A 19,243-nucleotide genomic window follows, 5' to 3' on the forward strand; every position below is an offset into this window, starting at 1 on the left:
AATTGATACGGCACTGCGCACGCGTGCGATTTCCTCCCTGGTAGGGGACAACTCCCGCGAATCCCCTTGCAGGCAGCGAGACTACACCGCGTGATTGGTATCGACACCGGAAATCGGATACGAAATCCGTTACCGGGTGAGATGGATTCGATCCGGTGGTGGGAAGCGATCCGGAGTGACATCGGTCAGTGGGTAGTACTCGAGACCGGTGAGTTTCCCGTCCCGGGCGAACAGCAGCAGTCCGCCGTCGTCGGTCGAGGCTTCGGAAACCGGGTTGGGTATGTCCACGGCGGTGGGTGCGCTCGGGTCGACCTCGAGATCGATGGTGGGGCAGCCGCAACGGCACTTCCCGACGACCTTGGCCGTGAGCGCCTGTGCACGCAATTCGGCGGCACCCGGGAAATCTCGCCGCAGCATGGCGAGCAGCGCGCCCTGCTCGTCGACGGTCAAATCTCGTTCCACGCTTCGAGTCTGATGGATGGAGCCCGGATGTCCAACGCGCTCGAGCAGTCGAATCGTCCGACGGCAGCGCATATTCGTCCTAGGTCCGGGGGAAGCTTGGGGACGTGAGGCTGAGGTGCAGGCTTTGGGTGTGGTAGGCCAGGGTAAGTTCGAACCAGTCCGGGGTGCGGGTGGTGACGAAGACGCCGCGGGTGTCGCCGGAGATCGTGATCGGCCAATCGTGCTGTTCCCAGATCTTGACGATCGCCGGCGCCCAGAGTTCCGGACGGTCCGGGGCGGGAGGTTCGAGGAGGTAGTCGGCTTCGAGTCGGTCCAGCTCGGGGGCGTCGCAGGGCGCGACCTTCTCGCCGTCGTGGTCTCCCCGTGTGCACAGGCGCAATTGGCCGCCGAGTGCTTGCAGGAGATCGGCGATGAGGGCGCGAATACGGTCACGCGCGGCATACTCGGTGAGTTCGGGGTTCCATGCCTGGGCTCGCGCGACCTCGAGCGATTCGAGCGGCGCGGTGACAGGCTGTGGTGACGGGTCGGCGCGGAGTTGGAAGCCGTAGCTCATCAGGCCGTCGAGAGTTTCGGCGAAGTCCAGTGGCTGATCCAGCTGGCCCTCGGCTTCCCAGCCGATGGTCCCGGCCGGCAATTCGGGGGAGACGAAATATCGGGTGCCGCCCAGGCCCTGAGCGAGCAGCATCGCGCGGTCGCCCGGAATATCCTCGGCCGCTTGCCAATTGCGGATCGTTGCGGGCAGGCCGAGATCGGAATAGGTGAGCATGTCCCGGGGCCTGGTGGGTCCGTAGGAGAGGCCGTCCAGATCGGTGAACCCGGCGTGCACCCGGGCGAGGAACCCGCGCAGCGGATCGGGCAACGCGTCCCAGTGCGGCGGCTGGTCGCGGCCGAAGGTCTGCGGATCCCAGCCGATGCGGAATTCGTACGGCTCGAACGGTTTCCGCAGCGCGTACAGCAGCACCCAATCGCCCCGCAGCAGGCAGATCCGCACATCGTCGAGACATTCCGCCAACACGAGGTCGAACCGCGGGAGTAGTTCGGCGAGCCCGTCGATCTGCCACAGAGCCCGCGTAGCGGCACACCGCTCGGATGCCTGCGAACCCGCGGCGATCCGGGACCACCCCGCCGGAACATGCACCGCCGCAGCGGAACCCGGTTCTACGAGCAAGGCTTTACCGGAACCGAATTCGGCGACGACCCGAGCGAAATCCGCAGTATCCACGATCCCATCGAAGCGCATCGGCGCGGGATCCGCGACCAGGGCTCGAATGTCGCGGCGGCCGTTCGCCCATACCTCGATCCGGTTGCCATCCAGTGCGCTGCGAGTGCCTACAAGCAGCCGCTGCTGGATGAAAGAGCGGTGTCAGAGGCCCGTCAGAGCAGCCCGACATCGTGGAGACCGACAGAAAACCTTTGGAAGGCAGTGGAAATGGAAACGACGAAGGATGTGCAGCAGGCGCTCGACAGCGCCGTGGCCGAGTACGGCGTGCCGGGCGTGATCGCCGCACTACAGGACGAGAACGGTGTCCGGATCAGGGCGGCCGGGGTGTCGGACCTGGGGACCGGCCGCCGCCGCGAACCCGGAGAGCGGTTCACCATCGGCAGCGGCGCCAAGGCGTTCACTGCCGCCGCGGTGCTGACGTTGGAGGCGGAGGGCAGGCTGAGCCTGACCGACACCGTGGAGCAGTGGCTGCCCGGTGTGGTGCGGGGCAACGGCAACGACGGCCGCCGGATCACCATCGGGCAGCTGCTCACCCACACGAGCGGCCTGGGTATTACCGGCCTGAACGTCGACATCGCGCGCAAGTACCACACCCGGCCCGGGTTCGCCGCGCACCGCTACGACGTCTGGACTGTCGAGGAACTGCTGAACCTCCAGATGGCCATTCCCCCCTTGTACGCGCCGGGTACCGATTTCGCCTACTGCAACGGCGGCTACCATCTCGCCGGGGCGATCATCGAAAAGGTCACCGGGCGAAGCTACGAGGACGAGATCGAGCGGATGGTCATCCAGCCGCTCGGACTGACCGACACCTACGCGCGTCCCTTCGCGGAGCGGCGATTCCGCGGATCGCACGCCAGGATCTACACCAGACAGTTCCTCCAGGACGGCGTCGACCCCGAAATCCTCACACCCGACAACTACGAGTCACTGCTCGAGAGCGCCGACTCCGACCCGGTCGACGTCACCGACCGCGCGATCTGGGGATGGGCGGCCGGCGGCATCGTATCGAGCACTCGCGACATGCTCCGGTTCACCGACGCGGTGATCACCGGATCGCTACTGCCACCGGCGCAGCATCGCGCGATGTGGACCACGGTGCCCACCAGGGACTGGATGCCCAACACCCGCTACGGCACCGGCGTGAGCCAATGGGCGCTGGCGGACGGCCGCACGATCCACATCGTCGCCGGAGTCGAACTGGGTGCCGCCTCCTTCACCATGGGCACCCCGGACGGGCGACACGTGGTCTCGGTCAACATCAACTGCGACTGGAACTGGTATCCGGTCTTCAGCCAGGTTGCCGAAGCGGTGTTCGGTTCGCCCTTCCAGATGCCTCGGTAGTGCGCGGGTATCGTCCGGATGTGGCGGCTGTGCTGCCGCATCCGGACGTGCGTTGTGTTACGGAATCGATTCCAGGACAGCGTGATAGTCGCGCGCTATGCCTTCGGAGGCTGTCGTTCGGTCAACCCTCGAGATCGTATCGGTACCACTGGCGCGGGTTGTCGGCTTCGTGGAGCCATAATGTCGCGTCGCGCCCGATCCGTCCGCGCGCCCACTGCCTGGGTTGGTGCCCGTCCGGTAGAAGAAGTTCCGCCTGAGTCGTTTCCGTGATTACTCCGTCCTGTAGCCGGCCCCTCCGGATCACCCATCTCGACTCAGGTTCGTCATGTTGTTCGAAGAAACCGAAGGATGAGCCCGACACGACCAGTCCGGTACAACGGGTGATCAGGTTCTGGTTGATCGACAGCACGCCATCCGAGTCCATTTCCACCACAGCGAATTCCGGGTAAGGGCAGGCGTAGGTGCGGTTTCGGCCGACGTTGATCGCATAGCAGTCGCACCAGCTGACCTGGCTGCCGGTGTCATCGAAAGCGAACCAGGCGGGACTGTCCAGGCTGTCCCAGCGTGCCGCACCGATCAGGAAACCGATTTCCCAGGTCCCGTTCGATTGCGGGAAGGCGAAGGTGGCTTCGTCGAAATAACTGATCCAGATACGTCCAGCGGGGTCGGTCAGCAATTGTGCGATGGCGTCGCCGGCATAGAAGCCGCCCACCCGGTGGCCTGTGCTGTCGAAGGCGACGACGTTGCGCGGCAATTCCGAAGAAGTAGATGTCACCGTGTCGATACGCGCCGCGGCCAGAACTACTCCGTCGCCGAAAGCGTCTATCTCGCTGAACCTTTGATCGAGGTCGTTCAGCTGTATCTGTGCAGAATCGTCGCCGTCGCAGATCACTAGGATCGCATCATAAGGAGGAATCGGACCAGCGCCGACGGGAACGTGGGCGGGATCTACGAGCAGCGCTAGCAGTCGGCCTCGGTAATCGATCGTGGCGGCGAGAACCTCGAATCGCGCGTAGCGTGGCGGCAGAGTTGCGTGCAGCGCGAGGCGGTGCTTATCGGCCATCGGCCTTTCCGGTTGTCATGACGTTGATCATGGCACGAGATGGCCAGGGGTCTCTACTCGGCACATGCCGCAACAAGCGGAGAACTCGCAGACCCGAGCAGGGAAGTACGACCGGGCGAGCAAGCCGCCTAGTCTGCGGTCGTCGAGAGAACGGATCGGTCGTTGCGGTCGGCGACGAGGGCGCGGAACGCGGCGAGGTCGCCGATGACCTCCTCGGAGCGATCGCGCTGCTGGTGCAACCTGTAGTAGCGCGAACCGATGACATCGGGGTCGGCCAAGGCGTCGCCGGGGATGACGCCGGATGCGATGGTCACTGTTGCCACGTGGATCCCGCGGGGGTGGAGTTCAGCGTGCAGGGTGTGGGCCCAGTTGCGCAGACCGGCCATGGCCAGGCCCACATTGGCCAAAAACGGTGCGGGGACAGTGGAGGACACGCCGGTGGTAAGCAGCACGGTCCCCGCGCCGCGGGCCAGCATGCCCGGTAGTACCGTCTGCACAGCAGTCAACGCGCCGAGCACGTGCAGCTCGAACTGTGCGGTAGCGGACGCGACTGTCGTCTCGGCGGCGTGAGTGATCGGCCCGGTCGGGCTGGGGCTGTATTCCAGCACATCGACCGGCCCCAACTCCTCAGCGGCCGAGGTGAGGGCGGCAGCCAACGTGTCTCGCTCGCGGATGTCGGCCGGGAACGCAGCGGCGGTGACGCCGCACTCGGCCAACTCGTCCACCAGGTTCTCCAGCCTGTTCTGGTTTCGGGCGATCAACGCAACTCGGAATCCGTGACGGCCGAGCCCGAATCGGACGAGCAGGCATGTCGGCAGGTTCTGCAGATCCTCGCTCTGATCGGCGACAAGTGGAGCATTCTGGTGGTCGGACACCTGCGTGATCGGACCTTGCGCTTCGGCGAGCTGCACCGCGCGGTCACTGGCATCTCGCAGCGCATGCTCACCCTGACTCTGCGGCAACTCGAACGCGATGGGCTGCTGACCCGCACCGCTCACCCGACCGTCCCGCCACGCGTGGACTACGCCCTCACGCCACTCGGCACGACGCTGCTGGATTCCGTTGTGGCCCTAGCTGAGTGGGCCAACATCCATCGACCAACGATCATCGACAACCGATGCCGCTACGACGCGACCCATCCGCCTAGAACGCAGGCCTGAACCGGCACCGGCCCACAGGATTTGAGATACCTCGTCGAGGAATGCTTCGCCGCGGCGTGGTGAAGCGCCGAGGTCATATGTCATGCTTGGTCCATGATCACCTTTGACGGAAAGGGCGCCGTACGCCCCAGCCGGTGAATGCCGGTCAGTGGCACTTGGACTCCGGGATCACCGATGACCAGGCCACTTTGTACACTCACGCACTGGATCTCGCTGCGATTCACGGCCCGGGGCCCTGGCCCGACGAGGGTCGGCCGCTTCCCGACGAATCTGTGCCCGAGCTTGTTACACATACTCACGACCTCGAGAATCTCCGGGCCCGGCGCGCCGTGACTGTCAGTTGTGGCGTCGTCTACCCCGAGCTGTCGGCTGTCGAACTGTCCGAATGGGTCGCCGTGCTCGTCTCCGATGCGCCGACACCGGAACTTGATCCGCCGACCACGCCGCCGACGGATTCCTTTGCGGCCGCGCTGGACTCGCTGCATCGGACACTCGCGCACCAGGATCCGCTGAAGATCGCCGATGACCTGCCGCACGAGTTGCGTGCCCGTGCGATGCCCCCGGAGCGGGCGCGGTGGGTGGCCCGTGACCTCGTGATTCGCGGTTGCCACCGTAATGTGGTCGCTCTGGGAATGGCGATGCTCGGTGCCGTCGGTGACCATCGTGACCGCGAGTTGTTGCTGCTGCTCGGCGCACTGGATGATCTCGCGCGATACGCCTGTGACGCCCTCGCGCGCACCCAACCCGACCCGGACCGCGCGATCTTCGAGCTGGCCAGGCGGGTGGACGGACGGGGGCGGATTCAAACGGTTCAACGGTTGCGGGGCTGCGCGGATTCCGAGATCAAGGCGTGGTTGTTGCGAGAGGGCTTCCGCAATTCGATCTCCGACGGACTCTTGGCTCATATTGCCGCGGAGACAGGGGAGCTCGGCGCAGCGCTGCTCGACCCGGATGTCGATGACGCACTGCTCGACGCGGCCGGCGGCATTCTGGAAGCACTGACTTCACACGATGTCTCGGCGCCGGACATCCGGAGCTACCCCGATGCTCGTTCAGTTCTCGATCGGTACGCCGACCTGGTGGATCGGAGGCTCGAGGTTTCCGGCCGGTCGACCATTCCCCGTTTGCGCTGCCTCTACGCCGTCGACCGAATGCTGAATCAGCAGCAGGTTCAGCTGGATTGGCCCGCCGAGGAGGTGCGCCGACTTGCCGAACGCTATGCGGAACTACTGACCAGGCCGGCGTGGTCCGAACTGGTCCGTACTGAATTACAGTCTGGCGAAGGGCAATGCGCGTTCAATCAGGCGCTCGATTGCGCGCAGGTGATCGGCGTCGAAGCCTATCCTGTCGTGCTCACGCATCTCGAACGCGAGCCCCGCAACAGGTATGCCTGGAACTGGGCCATCCGGAATACCCCGCTGGACGGCGTCGATGCCCTCATCGAATTGGCCGAACGCGTACTGCCGCTGGACGAGATGGCCTGTGGTCCAGGTTCGACCGGGTCGCTGGCGGGCTCGGGTCGTATCGACGAGTCCATCCTGCAGCGGCTGCTCCTGATGCTGCGGTGCGGCACAGTCGGAAGCGGGTTGCGGCTCATCGAAACAGGGCTCTTCTCATCTAGTCCCAGGTCTCGTCGAACCGCGCTGCGGGTATTGAGCAGGTGGCCGGCACAGCACGTGCCCGTCGCGGCGCGCGCGGCGGTTGTCGCGGCGGCGCGGGTCGAGCCCGAGGAGAAACTGCGGGCCGAAATGCTCACCTTCACAGGCGGTATCCCGACGGAGGTCGTGTCGATCACCGACGGCGCCGGGGTCATCGACGTCCGCGGCGAGAGCGACAAGAGTGGTTGGTATTCCCAAAGCCTGCTCTACCTCGGAGGCTGTGCTGCCGCATTGGATACCGCCGATTACGCGGGCTCGGTTGGTCGCCTGGTTGCGCGGGCACCGGATCGCCCGGTACGTCCGGACGGACTCGACAACCTCCGGGAACTCACCACGACAGGTCGCATAGCCGCCGACCTCGCCGACACCCTGGAACCGCTGTTGAATCTCCTGAGCAACGGCACCTACGAGCTGCGTGGACCCGAACCGATCTCGGATCCCCTCCGAGTTCGATACGACGACCAGCCCGCCGACTCCTGGTGGCCACCGAAATTCGCCTGGTACGTCATCGATCCCGCTCCCGATGACCCGAAACCGTTCTATCCCGTCAACGAGGACCTGATCACCCCGACCGAGCCATGGCCGCCGACCGACTCGACGACCATCGACCGATACCGCCGGCTCATCCGGGAAGGCGGCCGCCCCGCCCTCATCACCCTCCGCGCCGGCGGCGACAACATCTACAGCGGCTTCATCCTCGACGGTCACCACAAGCTCGCGGCATACCTGCTCGAGGACGTGACACCGCGGGTGATCCGGATCGCCCGCCTCGACCCGCACCCGTTCGACAGCGGTGAGCTGCGCAGGCGGTTCAGCGATCCCGCGATTCAGGAGTTGAAATGGCTACTGCAATGGCTGGACCGAAGGGGACGGTGATCAGTTGCCGGCCGTCGGCTCGTGCCACCAGCGGAAATATGATGTCCGAGTTTCGCGAGAGCGACGCTGTTTGTCGGTCCCGTAGCGCAGCAACCGACAGCGTGGTGAGGTAGACCGTGATACGCGAGCACTCCACTCAGCACATCGATGGTGCAGGGCAACAGGCGGTCGACGCGCCGACGGCGATTGATCCGAACGAACTCACCGAGCGCGAGTTCATCGCGTGGTTTGCCAAACGCAGCGGACTGTACCTCGGCAGGCCTGACGTGCGCGGCGTCACGAGTTTCCTTACCGGCTACGACACAGCCGCCAGGCGCGGCGGCAGACCGCTGTTGGACGGTTTCCACGAGTGGCTCATCGCCAATTGCGTCGGCCGGCCGAACAGCCTCGGATGGCCGTGGCTGATCGAGGAGATCGCGCTGCCGGAGCACGACCGCTCGGACCCTCGCACGCCTGAGCAGGAAGCGCGTGTGCTCGAGGTTCTGTTCGAACTGCTCGACAAGTTCCTGGCCGAGCGGGCGGCCGGCGAGTAGACCTGCTGCGTTTACCACGGCACGGGTCCGGCGTCGTCGAAGAAGCCGCCGGTGGGGCCGGTGTCGGGCAGGGTGGCGAGGTGGATCGCGATGGCCGCACCCTGGTGGGGGGTGCGGGTGCCGCGGAAGGCGTTGAGGTCGGTGGCGGTGTAGCCGGGGCAGACGGCGTTGATCAGGATGTCGGTGTCGGCCAGTTCCTTGGCGTAGTGGACGGTGAGGGCGTTGAGGAGGGTTTTCGAGGTCGCGTAGGCGGCGGGGACCGGGCCCATGTCGATGCCGGGGATTCGCACGTTCGCTGGATCGACCGTCGCCGGTGTCTGCGGCATGGTGCCGGTGATCGCGGCGTTGTTGATCAGGGCATCGAGCCCGCCGGCCTGGTCCGCGATCAGGTCGGCTGCGGCGGCGGCGCTGGCGTCGTCGGTCACATCGAGTGGTACGCCGAACGCGTCGGCTCCGGTCGCGCGCAGCCGTTGCACCGCGGTGTCGCGGCGTTGCGCATCTCGTGCGCCCACGCCGATTCACCAGCCGAGTACGCCCAGGCCGGCGGCGATCTCGTATCCGATTCCCTTGTTCGCGCCGGTCACCAGCGCGATCGTCTGTTCGCTCACCCGGCCGATCCTGCTGCGGTCACGGGTGCGGCGTCCAAGACCGGTCGAGTGGGCGGCGATACCGCACGGGTATCGATCGTGGTCATCGGCGGATACGATTACCCGGTGGAGACGCGGGAGATGCGATATTTCGTCGCGGTCGCCGAGGAGTTGCACTTCGGGCGGGCGGCGCGGCGGCTCGCGATCGCGCAACCGCCGCTGTCGCGAGCCATCCAGCAGCTGGAACGGCGGCTCGGAGTTGTTCTGCTGCACCGCACTTCTCGCGCTATCGCTTTGACCGAGGCCGGAGCGGTGCTGCTGCGCGAAGCCCGGGCCGCGCTCGACGCGGTCGAAGCCGCCGAACGGCGAACCCGCCGTGCCGCGGCCGAGCAACCCGGCGTGGTGCTGGCCACGAAAGCCGGAGCATCGAGCGAACTGTTGTCGAAACTGTTGCACGCCTACGCCGCCGAGCCGGGCGCCGTGGCGGTCGAGGTGCTGCTGTGCGGGCCCGGCCAGCCGGAAAACCTACTGCGCACCGGGCGTGCCGACGTCGCGCTGCTGCACCGGCCCTACGACACGACCGCCGGATTCGACACCGAGGAACTGCACACCGAACAGCAGGTCGTGGTCCTGCCCGCGGGGCATCACCTCGCCGATCGGGCGCATGTGCTGCTGGCCGAGGTGGAAACTCTGGCGAACCTGCCCCTGCCGCGCTGGCCCGGATCCGACGGCAGCTATTCGGACGGCCCCGGCCCGCAGGTGCGTGACCACACGCAACTGTTCCAGCTGATCGCGCTCGGACTGACCTGCGCGATCGTGCCCGAATCGCTACGAACCCAGCTCCGTGACGACCACGCTGTGGTGCCCGTGCCGGACGCACCGGCTGTCACGACCGTCATTGCCTGGCCGCCCCACAGCAGATCCAAGGCGGTGGCCGATCTCGTGCACACCGCGACCCGCCTCTGACGGGCGCTCGTCACATCGAACCGAGCTGCTGGCCGCGTCGGCGGTGGTGAGTTTTCGGTCCTGCGGGTAATGCGGTCAGGCCTGGATCGGTACCTGGTAGATGTTGTCGGCGGGGTGTCCGGCGCGCTGGTGGATCCGCTGTACGGACTCGGCATCGGGGGCCTCGGACAGGCAGAAGACCATCCCGGACTCGGGGTCGGCCCAGGCGTGCTTGAAATTGACGTGCTCGTCGTCCTGGATCGCGAGATCGGCGTTGTGGGCTGCGGCGAGGGCTTCGGGAGTGACTCCCTTCATCGTCGTGTGCACATCCATGAATTCGGGCATGGCATTTCCCTTTCTCTGAGACTTTCCATAATGCTCTTTTCTTCGATATACCGCTATCGCTCTTTTCGATGAATTTCGAATGCGAATTCTTGCCCTTTTGCTCGGCCGGCGAGCGGGCACGTGGAGCTGTCCCGCGGGCGAATCGGCGATAGGATCTGCGGGTGAACGATCGAATGGCCCCTGCGCGAGACGATTTGGAGCATCGGCTGCGTCGCGCGCTCACCGGTCACCCGAGCTTTGTGGTCCGTCAGGTCGGCCGCCGGGAGGTGCGTGTGGCCCGGCCGCACGACTACCGGCTGGAAAGCACCCCCTATCGGTTCTCCCTGTTCCTCGACGTGAGCGGCCGCCGGGTCGAGACCGTCGAGCATTGGTCCGTGGACGGCGACCTGCCACTGCGTCGGGATCGTGATCGGGAACAGCCGGTCCGGGATCTGATCGCGGCCGAGCTGGCCCGGGCGGGCTGGAGGCCGGGACGTGGCCCGCTGGGGTCGGTCAGCGCGGTGGCGAGCAAGCTCGCCTGGTACGTGTGCTTTTCGGTGATCGCCGTCTTGATGATCGTCTATTTCTACCGATAACACGAACTGCCCGGCCTGAGGCTGCCGGTCGAAATTCGTTGGTTGTCCTCGACTCGCTTGTGCCAGACTGGTTTCGGGGCATCGTGTCTGCGCGATGCCCGCACTCGAGCCTCGGGGGAGGTCGGCGCGATGAAAACGATCTGGTGGTTGCTCGCGATTCTGGTGTCGGTGGCCGCGTGTGGTACGCCGAACACGGGAAAGCCGGTGGCGCAGGTGATTCCGGGTACCGTGCAGGCCAGCGTGCTCACCATCGACGAGCTCGGGCCCATGGTGGGCTCGGTGTTGACCGACAGTGTCAGCAGTGGTGAACCGCCGCCCGCGTTCACGACGGATCCGGCCCATTGTGCTGTAGCCGTCGGTCCCGGCACCCGGTCGGTGTATGCGACGGGGTGGAATGCGTTCTGGTCGAAGACCGCGCAGGACGCCAACGGCGACCATGTGATCACCCAGGTGGTCGGCATGTTCACCGATGCCGACCAGTCCGGCAAGGCGTTCACGACGCTGACCGAAGGATTGAAAGGCTGCGCGTCGGCGGTGCGCACCGACACCGACGAGTACACCACCGGGTGGGCCTACATCCTCGATCGCGCCGAGCCGAATGCCCTGGGCTGGACCGCGACCCAGGACACCGGCGACGGCTGGGTCTGCCACCGGCAGGCGCGGCTGAAGGGCAAGGCCGTCCTCCAGGTGGCGGTCTGCCAGGCCGGTGACGGCAAACCGGCGGCGACGAAGATCGTCGACGCGTTCGCCGCCCGGGTGACGGGGTGAGCATGTCCGGATCGCTCGGAACCCGACTCGTCACGCTGCTGCTGGCACTGATCCTGACTCTGCTCACCGGCGCTGTCGCGACTGCCCAGCCCACCGAGCTGACCCCGCCCGACCCCACCTCCGGCGCCAATCCGCTCGACCCGAGCAGTGACTACTCGGTCGACCTGAACACCCAGATCGCCGCGTTCCGGGCCCGCGTCACCGCCTGGCAGCAGCGGGGCCTCGACCTCGACGCGCGCGCCACCTCGCTGGCGGAGCGGATCCGCCAGCACAACGCGCAGGTCGACTCCTATCCGAACCGGACCGCGCCGGGGCCTGTCGCCGCCAGCATCAACGCCCGCGCCGCCGCGCTCAACAACGAGAAGGCGGGGCTGATCGGTGAGATCAATGCCTGGCAGGGCGAAGTCACCGCGCTGGAGGCCGAGCGGCTGCGGCTGATGCAGCTGATCGCGCACCTGTTGCAGACCCGCTACAACACCGTGCCGCGGCTGCCGTTCCGCAGTTCGCCCGGCGGTGATCCGAGCCGTCCGCTCACCCGGAACAAACTCGGGCAGTACAGCCGCGGCAACGGCGGTGACGCGTCGTCCAGGGCGAAGGAGAACGCGGCACTGGACGCGTACGCGCGCAACAACAACGTGACCGTGATCAAGAAGCAGACCGCGGCGCGCCTGTCCCCGGAGGCGCTGGCGAAGCTGTCGCCCAGCGACGCCGCCAAGCTCGGTTCGCACCGCTTCTACGACGGCCTGATCCGCAAACCGAACGGGCACTACAAGGCCCTCGAGGTCAAGAGCGGCACCGCGAAATACCAGAAGGGACAGCAGCCGTTCGACGACGCGATCCGCGCGGGCGGATACGCTGAGGCCGAGATCGACGGACAGCGGATCATCATCGACGAAGTGGAGATCGTGCCGGGATGACGGAGCAATCACCGTGGTACGTCCTGGAATTCAACGACGGCGCGTGGGTGCTGTCCGGCGCGGGCGCGGTGGATACGAGTTCGTTCGCGGGTGCGCTGTCCGCGCGTGACGGCCAGCGTCGCGCCTCGCTGCGGCTGTGGCGCGCGCCGGAGCCGCCGGAGGATCTGTCCGTGTTCGCGCGCGCGGAGGCACGCGCGCACAGCGTGTTCGCCGTGGGTAGCGCCACCGAACTGACGGTGCGCCTGGACACCGGAAAGGCCAGCTGTCAGGTCGGTCGCCCGGCGGAGGGCGGGGCGACCAGGACGGTCCGCTGCGATCTGGGCCGACGTGTGACCGTCTCCGACAGTGAGGTTTTCGACGCGGAGGCCGCCGCGGAGCTGTTCCTTGCGTTCTATCGAACCGGTGCGCTGCCCGAAGACCGGTATGCGCTGCGCGAGATCGATGCGCCGGACGCGCCGCCGACGCACGGGCTCACCGTCGACTTCGACGAGCAGCGCGCGGTCCTGGCGACCGTCGAAGCCGAGGAGTTCGCCGCGTTCCTGGGCGAGGATTCCACCGTGCTGGTGCTCTGGCCGCTTCCGCCGGAGGGTACCGTCGCCGAGTTCGGCGACCTCGAGCACCCGGCATTCCTCCAGACGGCGGGTTCCGGAGGCCGCTATACCGTCGAGATCCGCCGCGGGAACACCCTTTTCACGGTCGGCCACCAGTCCGAACAACTGGTGTGGGGCAGTCCGCTGACCGCTGTGGCAGTCCACGACAACACGGTCGAGGTCTACCACACGGAGGTCTTCGATCCGCTCGAGGTGGGCACGCTGTTCCAGCACTATGTGCGCACCGGCGACATACCGGCCGCCGGGTACACGCTGCGCCCGATCGCCACGCTGTAATCAGTTCTCGGCGTGCCAACTGTTCGGCACCGTCGCCGAACAGCATGCGGCCGACGTCAGGGCGTGACGATCGCGATCGCGTCGATCTCGACCAGCATCTCCGCCCGGGGCAGTCCGGTGAAAACCGTTGTGCGGCTGGGGAGGACGGTGCCGGTGGTGTGTTCGGTGACGAAGGCGCCGTACGCGTCGTTCATGGCGGCGAAGTCGTCGCGCTCGGTCAGGTACACCCGGAGCATGACGACATCGTCGAAGGTGGCGCCGCTGGCGTCGATGATCGCCTTGACGTTGCGCAGGGTGCGGGTGGTCTGGGCGGCGACATCGCCGGGGTAGAGGTATTCGCCGGTGGCCGGGTCGACCGGGCCCTGCCCGGAGACCTGCACGAACGGGCCCTTGCGCACGCCCTGCGAGAAGGTGTGGGCGGGCGCGGGCGCGTCGGTGGTGCGGACGGCGATCTTCTCACTCATGGTCGGCCTTTCGGGTCGGGCTCCAGCCGAGTTCGGCGGAGATGGCATCGGCCGCGGCGCGTACGCGGGGTAGCCGCGCCAGGACCTGGTCGTGATCGAGCAGCATGTCGGGCACCGACATGGACACCGCGGCGACGACCGCGCCGGTGCCGTCGCGCACCGGCACGCCGATGCAGTTGACGAAGGTCTCGTGTTCCTCGTGATCCTCGGCGTAGCCTTGGGCCGCGACGAGTTCCAGCTCGGCCAGGTACTGCTCGGGATCGCGAATGGTGCGGTCGGTGAACTCGCGATAGTCGATGCGTTCGGCGATGGCCCGCCATTCGGCGCGCGGCCGGGCGCTCACCAGCACCTTGCCGACCGCGGTGCAGTGCAGGGGCGCGGGCCGCCCGATCCGGGAGTACATGCGCACGCTCTGGATCGCGTCGAACTTGTCGATGTAGATCGCCTCGCCGGACTCGTAGGTGGCGAGGTGGATGGTCTGCCCGGTGTCGGTGTTCAGCGCGGCGAGGTGCGGGCGGGCCAGCGTGCGCACATCACGCTGTTCCAGTGCCTGATTGGCCAATTCGAACAGCCGGGAGCCGAGCAGGTAGCGGTGATCGCTGTCGTGGGTGACGAAGCGCTGCGCCTCCATCGTCTGCAGCAGGCGCAGTACCGTCGACTTGTGCACGCCCAGTTCGCCCGCCAGCTGGTCCAGCGACCGGCCGTCCGTGCCGAGGGACAGCAGGATGGTCAGCGCGCGCGACAGACTCTGGCTCATGAGGCCACATTCTCGGCTACGTGCCCGGCCCAGTCGGTGTCGGTGCCCGCGGCCAGCGCCGAGAGTCGCTGTGGCCGCGGCAGTTCGGCCACGTCGCCGGTGCCGGTGAGTGCCGCGGCCGCGCACAGGTGCCCGAACCGCAGCCGCTCGGTGAGCGGCCGCCGGTGCAGCAGCGCTGCCAGGTAGCCGCCGGCGAAGGCGTCCCCGGCGCCGATCCGCTCGGTGACCTCGAGGGCGAGCGCGGGCACCTCGACTCGTTCGGCGCCGGAGAAACCGGTGACCGAGTGCTCGTTGTTCTTGACCACGAAATGCTCGGGTTCGGGGAACAGCGCGCGCAGCCGATCGGCGTCGTCGGTGCCGAACACCGCGCCCGCCTCGTCCGCGCCGAGGAAGACCACATCGCTGCCGCGCACGTGCCGGGCCAGGATCTCGGCCGCCTGCTCGGCGCGACCGGCCCAGAGCGCGGGCCGGTAGTTGAGGTCGAAGCTCACCAGGCGACCGCGGCGGGGGAGCGTCAGCAGGGCTTCGGTGAGCCCGGTCGCCGATTCCGACAGCGCGGTGGTGATGCCGGTGACGTGCACCAGATCCGCGCGGTCCAGCAGCGCGGCGGCCGATTCGAGATCGACCGTGGACAGTGCGCTGGCCGCGGACCCGTTGCGGTAGTACAGCATTCGGCTCTCGCCCGCGCCGAGGTCGGTGGCTCGGCCCGATTCGCTGCCGCGTTCTTTGACATAGACGGCGGTCGGCCGCGCCGGATCGGTGCGCACGGCGGACACGTCGACGCCGCGCGCCGCCAGGTGTCCGGTCAGATAGCGGCCGAATCCGTCGTCGCCCACGCGGGAGACCCAGGCGGCGTCGACCTCGAGCTGGGTGAGCACGGTCGCGACGTTCGCCTCGGCGCCGCCGGCGCTGCGCTCGAAAGTTGCCGAGTCCTCCAGCGGGCCGGGGCGCGCCACCAGTACCGCGAGCCCTTCGCCGACGGTCACCGCCCGTGGGCGCGGTGCCGATGTAGGCCACGTCACTCGGATCTCCCTTCCGCTCTTGCGGTCGCCGGTCATCACGTGCAGAATAACCACACCAATTCAGAATACGCAACAAGCGTTGCAAAATATGCAATGCCTAGAACGTATTGACGGCGGAGCCGGATCCGCGGGAAGGAGCGACATGGCGATCGACGAGAGAGCCGTTGCCGCACTGGATGATCGACTGCTCGGTCCCGAGCACAAAGGTCTTCCGCCCGCGGCCTGGGGGCGCACCGTCCGTGAGTTCCTCGCCGGCGCACCGCGACTGGCGGAGTTCGAGACGCCGCTGCTGAGCATCGACGAGTCGGCCCTGTCGGCGAACCTCGTCGTCATGGCCGACTGGGCCGCCGCGGCCGGGGTGCGGCTCGCACCGCACGGCAAGACCACGATGGCGCCCCGGCTGTGGGCGCGGCAGCTGGCCGCGGGCAGCTGGGGCATCACCTTCGCCACGATCTGGCAGGTGCAGGTCGCGCGGTCCTTCGGCGTGCAGCGGGTGGTGCTGGCCAATTCGCTGGTCGATCCGGTCGGATTGCGCTGGGTCGCCGAGGAATCGGCCCGGCATCCCGGCTTCGAGTTCGTCTGCTGGGTCGACAGCGTCGACACCGTGGCGGTGATGGACGAGCACCTGCGCGCGGTGCCGGGGGACACCCGGGTCCGGGTGATCGTGGAACTCGGTGGGCCGCATGGCCGTACCGGTGCGCGCACCCGCGAGCAGGCGCGCGCCGTCGCCGCCGCCGTCGAGCGCGCGGACCGGCTCACGCTGGCCGGCGTCGGCGGCTACGAGGGCGCGCTTGCCCACGATCGCACCTCCGTCGGCCTGGACGCGGTGCACCACTATCTCGACGAACTGTCGCAGCTGCACCGCGAACTCGACTATCCGGGCGGCGCGATCGTCACCGCGGGCGGCAGCGCCTACCCGGATCTGGTCCTGGCCCACCTCGCCGGTCTGGCCGACGAACAAGGCGCACACGGTGTTCCGACCACCGTGGTCCTGCGCTCGGGCGCCTACCTCATCCACGACGACGGCTTCTACGCCGGGATCTCGCCGCTGGCCGCGCCCCGCGCCGATCGGCCGCTGCGCTCGGCCATGCACGGCTGGGCGCGCACCGTGTCCCGGCCCGAACCCGAACTCGCCCTGCTGGACGCGGGCAAACGCGATCTGCCCTACGACGAGGGGCTGCCGGTGCCGCAGCGGCTCGACATCGCGGCGCACGTCTCGGCGCTCAACGACCAGCACGCGTTCCTGCGCCTGCCCGGCGCGCGGCCCGCGGACCTGCCGGTGGGCACGGTGGTGCGGCTGGGTCTGTCGCATCCGTGCACCGCGTTCGACAAGTGGCGGCTGATCCCCGTCATCGACGACGCCGACGCTGCGAATCCGCGCGTCGTCGATCTCCTGCACACCTTCTTCTGACGAGCATCGACATGACCGACTCGGTATTCCGTGACATCGACCTGATCGACGGCACCGGCGCGCCCCGCTACCGCGGTGACGTGCTGCTCGAACGAGGGCGTATCCGCGCGATCACCGCGCCCGGCGCCTATGCCGGAACCGCGCGCGTGATCGACACCGCGCCCGGTGCGGTGCTCGCGCCGGGATTCATCGACATGCACGCCCACTCCGATCTGCACCTGCTCACCGACCCCGGGCACTTCCCGAAGGTGAGTCAGGGCATCACCACCGAGGTGATCGGCCAGGACGGGCTCTCCTACGCGCCCATCGACGACCCCACGCTGGCGGTACTGCGCCGCCAGATCGCCGGCTGGAACGGCAATCCGGCCGAGCTGGACTTCTCCTGGCGCAGCGTCGGCGAGTACCTGGACCGGCTGGATCAGGGGATCACCCCGAACGCCGCCTATCTGGTGCCGCAGGGCACGCTGCGATTGCTGGTGGTCGGCGCCGAACAGCGCCCGGCGACCCGGACCGAACTCGCCCGCATGCGCGAACTGCTGGCCCAGGCGTTGAGTGAAGGCGCGGTGGGGATGTCGAGCGGGCTCACCTACACGCCGGGCATGTATGCCGACACTGCGGAATTGAGCGCGCTGTGCGAGGTCGTCGCCGACTACGGTGGCTATTTCGCCCCGCACACCCGCTCCTACGGCAAGGGCGCGCTCACGGCGTACGCGGAGATGATCGAGCTGGCCCGGCGCACCGGCTGCGCGCTGCACCTGACCCACGCCACCATGAACTTCGGCGTGAACCGGGGCCGCGCACCGGAATTCCTCGCCGTCATCGACGCGGCGCGAGCCGAAGGCTGCGACATCACCCTCGATACCTACCCGTATCTGCCCGGGTCGACCACGCTCTCGGCGCTGCTGCCGAGCTGGGCGATGTCGGGCGGGCCGGACGCGGCGCTGGCCCGGATCGAGGATCCGGCGCAGCGGGCCCGGATCGCGCTGGATGTCGACGTGCACGGCTCCGACGGCTGCCACGGTGTCACCGTGGAATGGGAGACCATCCAGATCAGCGGCGTCGCGAACAGCGCGCTGGACCGCTATGTCGGCCAGACCGTCGCGCGGATCGCCGCCGAGGCCGCGGTCGCGCCGGTCGAGGTCTTCTTCGATCTGCTGACCCGGGATCAACTCGCGACCACGATCCTCCAGCACGTCGGCCATGAGGAGAACGTGCGCGCGATCATGGCGCATCCGGGACATATGGGTGGCAGCGACGCGCTGCTCGTCGGCGACCGGCCGCACCCGCGCGCCTGGGGCACCTTCCCCCGCTACCTGGGTCGCTACGTGCGTGAACTCGGTGTGCTCGGCCTCGAGGACTGCGTCCACCATCTCACCGGGCGGCCCGCCGCCCGGCTGCGCCTGGCCGATCGCGGACACCTGTTTCCGGGCTACGCCGCCGACCTGGTGGTGTTCGATCCCGAAACAGTCACCGACACCGCCACTTTCGAGCAGCCCAAGCAGCAGGCGCGCGGCATCCAGCACGTTCTGGTCAACGGCGAGTTCGTGATTCGCGACGGCGACCCGACCGGCACGCTCGCCGGGCACGCGCTGCGCCTGGATCCCTCGCGAAAGGAGACGGCGTGAACGCGCTGGAGGTCATCCGGGCCGACCGTGTGCTCAGCGTGGTCCGCGCACCCGAGATCCCCGATCCGGTCGCGCTCGCGGAAGCGTTGGCGCAGTCCGGGATTCGCACACTCGAACTCACCTTCACCACGCCCGGCGTGCTCGGCTATCTGTCGAAGGCCGGCGCGGCCGCCGACGCGGTACTCGGCGTCGGCACCGTCCTGCACGCCGATCAGGCCCGGGCCGCCATCGACCACGGTGCGCGGTTCCTGGTCACCCCGGGCGTGCGCGCCGAAGTCGCCGCCGTCGCGGCCGAACGCGACATCCCGGTGGTCATGGGCGCTTTCACACCTACCGAAGTACTCACCGCACTCGATCTGGGTGCCGCCGCGGTGAAGATCTTCCCGGCCCGGGCCCTGGGCCCCGGGTATCTGAAAGATCTGCGCGGCCCCTTCCCCGATGTGACGCTCATCCCTTCCGGGGGCGTCAACGCGGGCAACGCCGCGGAGTTCCTGGCCGCCGGAGCCGTCGCGGTCACCGCGGGCACCGATGTCCTCGCCCCCGCCGATGTCGCCGCAGGCCGTTGGTCCGATATCGCCTCGCGCGCGGCATCTTTCGTTCGATCCATGAATTGAGGTACCCC

21 protein-coding genes are annotated in these 19,243 nt (G+C 67.7%); 12 read left to right on the plus strand and 9 right to left on the minus strand.

Features of this window, described 5'->3' with window-relative positions; translation table 11 throughout:
* Nucleotides 1–129: 129 nt before the first annotated feature.
* Together ACFVMC_RS13030 and ACFVMC_RS13035 are read right to left on the minus strand one after the other, a co-directional pair.
* On the minus strand, nt 130–462 hold the full coding sequence (locus ACFVMC_RS13030; RefSeq protein WP_379209813.1) for a hypothetical protein: 333 nt from the start codon (nt 460–462) through the stop codon (nt 130–132).
* 79 nt (nt 463–541) lie between these two features.
* Complete coding sequence (locus ACFVMC_RS13035) at nt 542–1,684, minus strand: hypothetical protein (protein ID WP_379209814.1); 1,143 nt, start codon at nt 1,682–1,684, stop codon at nt 542–544.
* 207 nt (nt 1,685–1,891) lie between these two features.
* On the opposite strand from ACFVMC_RS13035, the gene ACFVMC_RS13040 reads away from it, so the two are divergent.
* Nucleotides 1,892–3,028 carry a serine hydrolase domain-containing protein gene (locus tag ACFVMC_RS13040; RefSeq protein WP_379209816.1) on the plus strand — a complete coding sequence of 379 codons (1,137 nt, stop codon included), beginning with the start codon at nt 1,892–1,894 and terminating at the stop codon, nt 3,026–3,028.
* A 121-nt stretch (nt 3,029–3,149) separates the two neighbouring features.
* On the opposite strand, the gene ACFVMC_RS13045 is transcribed toward ACFVMC_RS13040, so the two are convergent.
* Nucleotides 3,150–4,091: a hypothetical protein gene (locus ACFVMC_RS13045; protein WP_379209818.1), complete on the minus strand. Its 942-nt coding sequence runs from the start codon at nt 4,089–4,091 to the stop codon at nt 3,150–3,152.
* Nucleotides 4,092–4,219: 128 nt separating this feature from the next.
* Nucleotides 4,220–4,966 (minus strand): SDR family NAD(P)-dependent oxidoreductase, encoded by a 747-nt coding sequence (locus ACFVMC_RS13050; RefSeq protein WP_379209819.1) that lies wholly within the window; start codon nt 4,964–4,966, stop codon nt 4,220–4,222.
* Here ACFVMC_RS13050 and ACFVMC_RS13055 point away from each other — a divergent pair.
* The 3 genes from ACFVMC_RS13055 (at nt 4,868) to ACFVMC_RS13065 (ending at nt 8,318) form a co-directional block, all read left to right on the plus strand.
* The gene (locus ACFVMC_RS13055; RefSeq protein ID WP_379209821.1) at nt 4,868–5,251 is read left to right on the plus strand and encodes a winged helix-turn-helix transcriptional regulator; all 384 of its coding nucleotides are present in this window, start codon (nt 4,868–4,870) and stop codon (nt 5,249–5,251) included. The two genes, ACFVMC_RS13050 and ACFVMC_RS13055, sit on opposite strands and share 99 nt — an antisense overlap.
* Nucleotides 5,252–5,580: 329 nt before the next feature.
* Nucleotides 5,581–7,785, plus strand: a complete 2,205-nt coding sequence (locus ACFVMC_RS13060) for a hypothetical protein (RefSeq protein ID WP_379209823.1) — start codon at nt 5,581–5,583, stop codon at nt 7,783–7,785.
* Nucleotides 7,786–7,901: 116 nt separating this feature from the next.
* Nucleotides 7,902–8,318, plus strand: a complete 417-nt coding sequence (locus ACFVMC_RS13065; RefSeq protein ID WP_379209825.1) for a hypothetical protein — start codon at nt 7,902–7,904, stop codon at nt 8,316–8,318.
* 11 nt (nt 8,319–8,329) lie between these two features.
* Here the strand turns inward: ACFVMC_RS13065 and ACFVMC_RS13070 are convergent, their stop codons facing one another.
* Nucleotides 8,330–8,830 (minus strand): SDR family NAD(P)-dependent oxidoreductase, encoded by a 501-nt coding sequence (locus ACFVMC_RS13070; protein ID WP_379209827.1) that lies wholly within the window; start codon nt 8,828–8,830, stop codon nt 8,330–8,332.
* Between the two features lie 201 nt (nt 8,831–9,031).
* On the opposite strand from ACFVMC_RS13070, the gene ACFVMC_RS13075 reads away from it, so the two are divergent.
* The gene (locus ACFVMC_RS13075; RefSeq protein WP_379209829.1) at nt 9,032–9,871 is read left to right on the plus strand and encodes a LysR family transcriptional regulator; all 840 of its coding nucleotides are present in this window, start codon (nt 9,032–9,034) and stop codon (nt 9,869–9,871) included.
* 75 nt (nt 9,872–9,946) lie between these two features.
* Here ACFVMC_RS13075 and ACFVMC_RS13080 read toward each other — a convergent pair whose 3' ends face one another.
* A complete protein-coding gene (locus ACFVMC_RS13080) occupies nt 9,947–10,195 on the minus strand; it encodes an SCO4226 family nickel-binding protein (protein WP_379209831.1) in 249 nt (82 codons plus the stop codon).
* Nucleotides 10,196–10,356: 161 nt separating this feature from the next.
* Here ACFVMC_RS13080 and ACFVMC_RS13085 point away from each other — a divergent pair, with 161 nt between their 5' ends.
* The 4 genes from ACFVMC_RS13085 to ACFVMC_RS13100 all read left to right on the plus strand — a co-directional run bounded on the left by ACFVMC_RS13085 (nt 10,357) and on the right by ACFVMC_RS13100 (nt 13,342).
* Complete coding sequence (locus ACFVMC_RS13085; RefSeq protein WP_379209833.1) at nt 10,357–10,770, plus strand: hypothetical protein; 414 nt, start codon at nt 10,357–10,359, stop codon at nt 10,768–10,770.
* 129 nt (nt 10,771–10,899) lie between these two features.
* Entirely contained in the window at nt 10,900–11,538 is a 639-nt protein-coding gene (locus ACFVMC_RS13090) for a sensor domain-containing protein (protein ID WP_379209835.1), read from the plus strand.
* A 2-nt stretch (nt 11,539–11,540) separates the two neighbouring features.
* Nucleotides 11,541–12,455 (plus strand): hypothetical protein, encoded by a 915-nt coding sequence (locus ACFVMC_RS13095; protein WP_379209837.1) that lies wholly within the window; start codon nt 11,541–11,543, stop codon nt 12,453–12,455.
* Nucleotides 12,452–13,342, plus strand: a complete 891-nt coding sequence (locus tag ACFVMC_RS13100) for a hypothetical protein (RefSeq protein ID WP_379209839.1) — start codon at nt 12,452–12,454, stop codon at nt 13,340–13,342. The genes ACFVMC_RS13095 and ACFVMC_RS13100 overlap by 4 nt, the downstream gene beginning before the upstream one ends.
* A 56-nt stretch (nt 13,343–13,398) precedes the next feature.
* On the opposite strand, the gene ACFVMC_RS13105 is transcribed toward ACFVMC_RS13100, so the two are convergent.
* From ACFVMC_RS13105 to ACFVMC_RS13115, 3 genes are read right to left on the minus strand one after another with little or no spacing between them, the layout of a single operon-like run.
* Nucleotides 13,399–13,806: a RidA family protein gene (locus ACFVMC_RS13105; protein WP_379209841.1), complete on the minus strand. Its 408-nt coding sequence runs from the start codon at nt 13,804–13,806 to the stop codon at nt 13,399–13,401.
* Nucleotides 13,799–14,563, minus strand: coding sequence for an IclR family transcriptional regulator (locus tag ACFVMC_RS13110; protein WP_379209843.1), 765 nt, complete (start codon nt 14,561–14,563; stop codon nt 13,799–13,801). Before ACFVMC_RS13110 ends, ACFVMC_RS13105 begins: the two co-directional genes overlap by 8 nt.
* Complete coding sequence (locus tag ACFVMC_RS13115; protein WP_379209845.1) at nt 14,560–15,585, minus strand: sugar kinase; 1,026 nt, start codon at nt 15,583–15,585, stop codon at nt 14,560–14,562. Before ACFVMC_RS13115 ends, ACFVMC_RS13110 begins: the two co-directional genes overlap by 4 nt.
* Before the next feature lie 142 nt (nt 15,586–15,727).
* Here ACFVMC_RS13115 and ACFVMC_RS13120 point away from each other — a divergent pair, with 142 nt between their 5' ends.
* From ACFVMC_RS13120 to ACFVMC_RS13130, 3 genes are read left to right on the plus strand one after another with little or no spacing between them, the layout of a single operon-like run.
* Nucleotides 15,728–16,996, plus strand: a complete 1,269-nt coding sequence (locus ACFVMC_RS13120; RefSeq protein ID WP_379209847.1) for an amino acid deaminase — start codon at nt 15,728–15,730, stop codon at nt 16,994–16,996.
* A gap of 11 nt (nt 16,997–17,007) precedes the next feature.
* Nucleotides 17,008–18,621 carry an amidohydrolase family protein gene (locus tag ACFVMC_RS13125; protein WP_379209849.1) on the plus strand — a complete coding sequence of 538 codons (1,614 nt, stop codon included), beginning with the start codon at nt 17,008–17,010 and terminating at the stop codon, nt 18,619–18,621.
* On the plus strand, nt 18,618–19,235 hold the full coding sequence (locus ACFVMC_RS13130; protein ID WP_379209850.1) for a bifunctional 4-hydroxy-2-oxoglutarate aldolase/2-dehydro-3-deoxy-phosphogluconate aldolase: 618 nt from the start codon (nt 18,618–18,620) through the stop codon (nt 19,233–19,235). The genes ACFVMC_RS13125 and ACFVMC_RS13130 overlap by 4 nt, the downstream gene beginning before the upstream one ends.
* The last annotated feature ends 8 nt before the right edge of the window (nt 19,236–19,243 follow it).

This window comes from Nocardia sp. NPDC127579 (assembly GCF_042672005.1).
In the GTDB taxonomy this organism is placed as follows: domain Bacteria; phylum Actinomycetota; class Actinomycetes; order Mycobacteriales; family Mycobacteriaceae; genus Nocardia.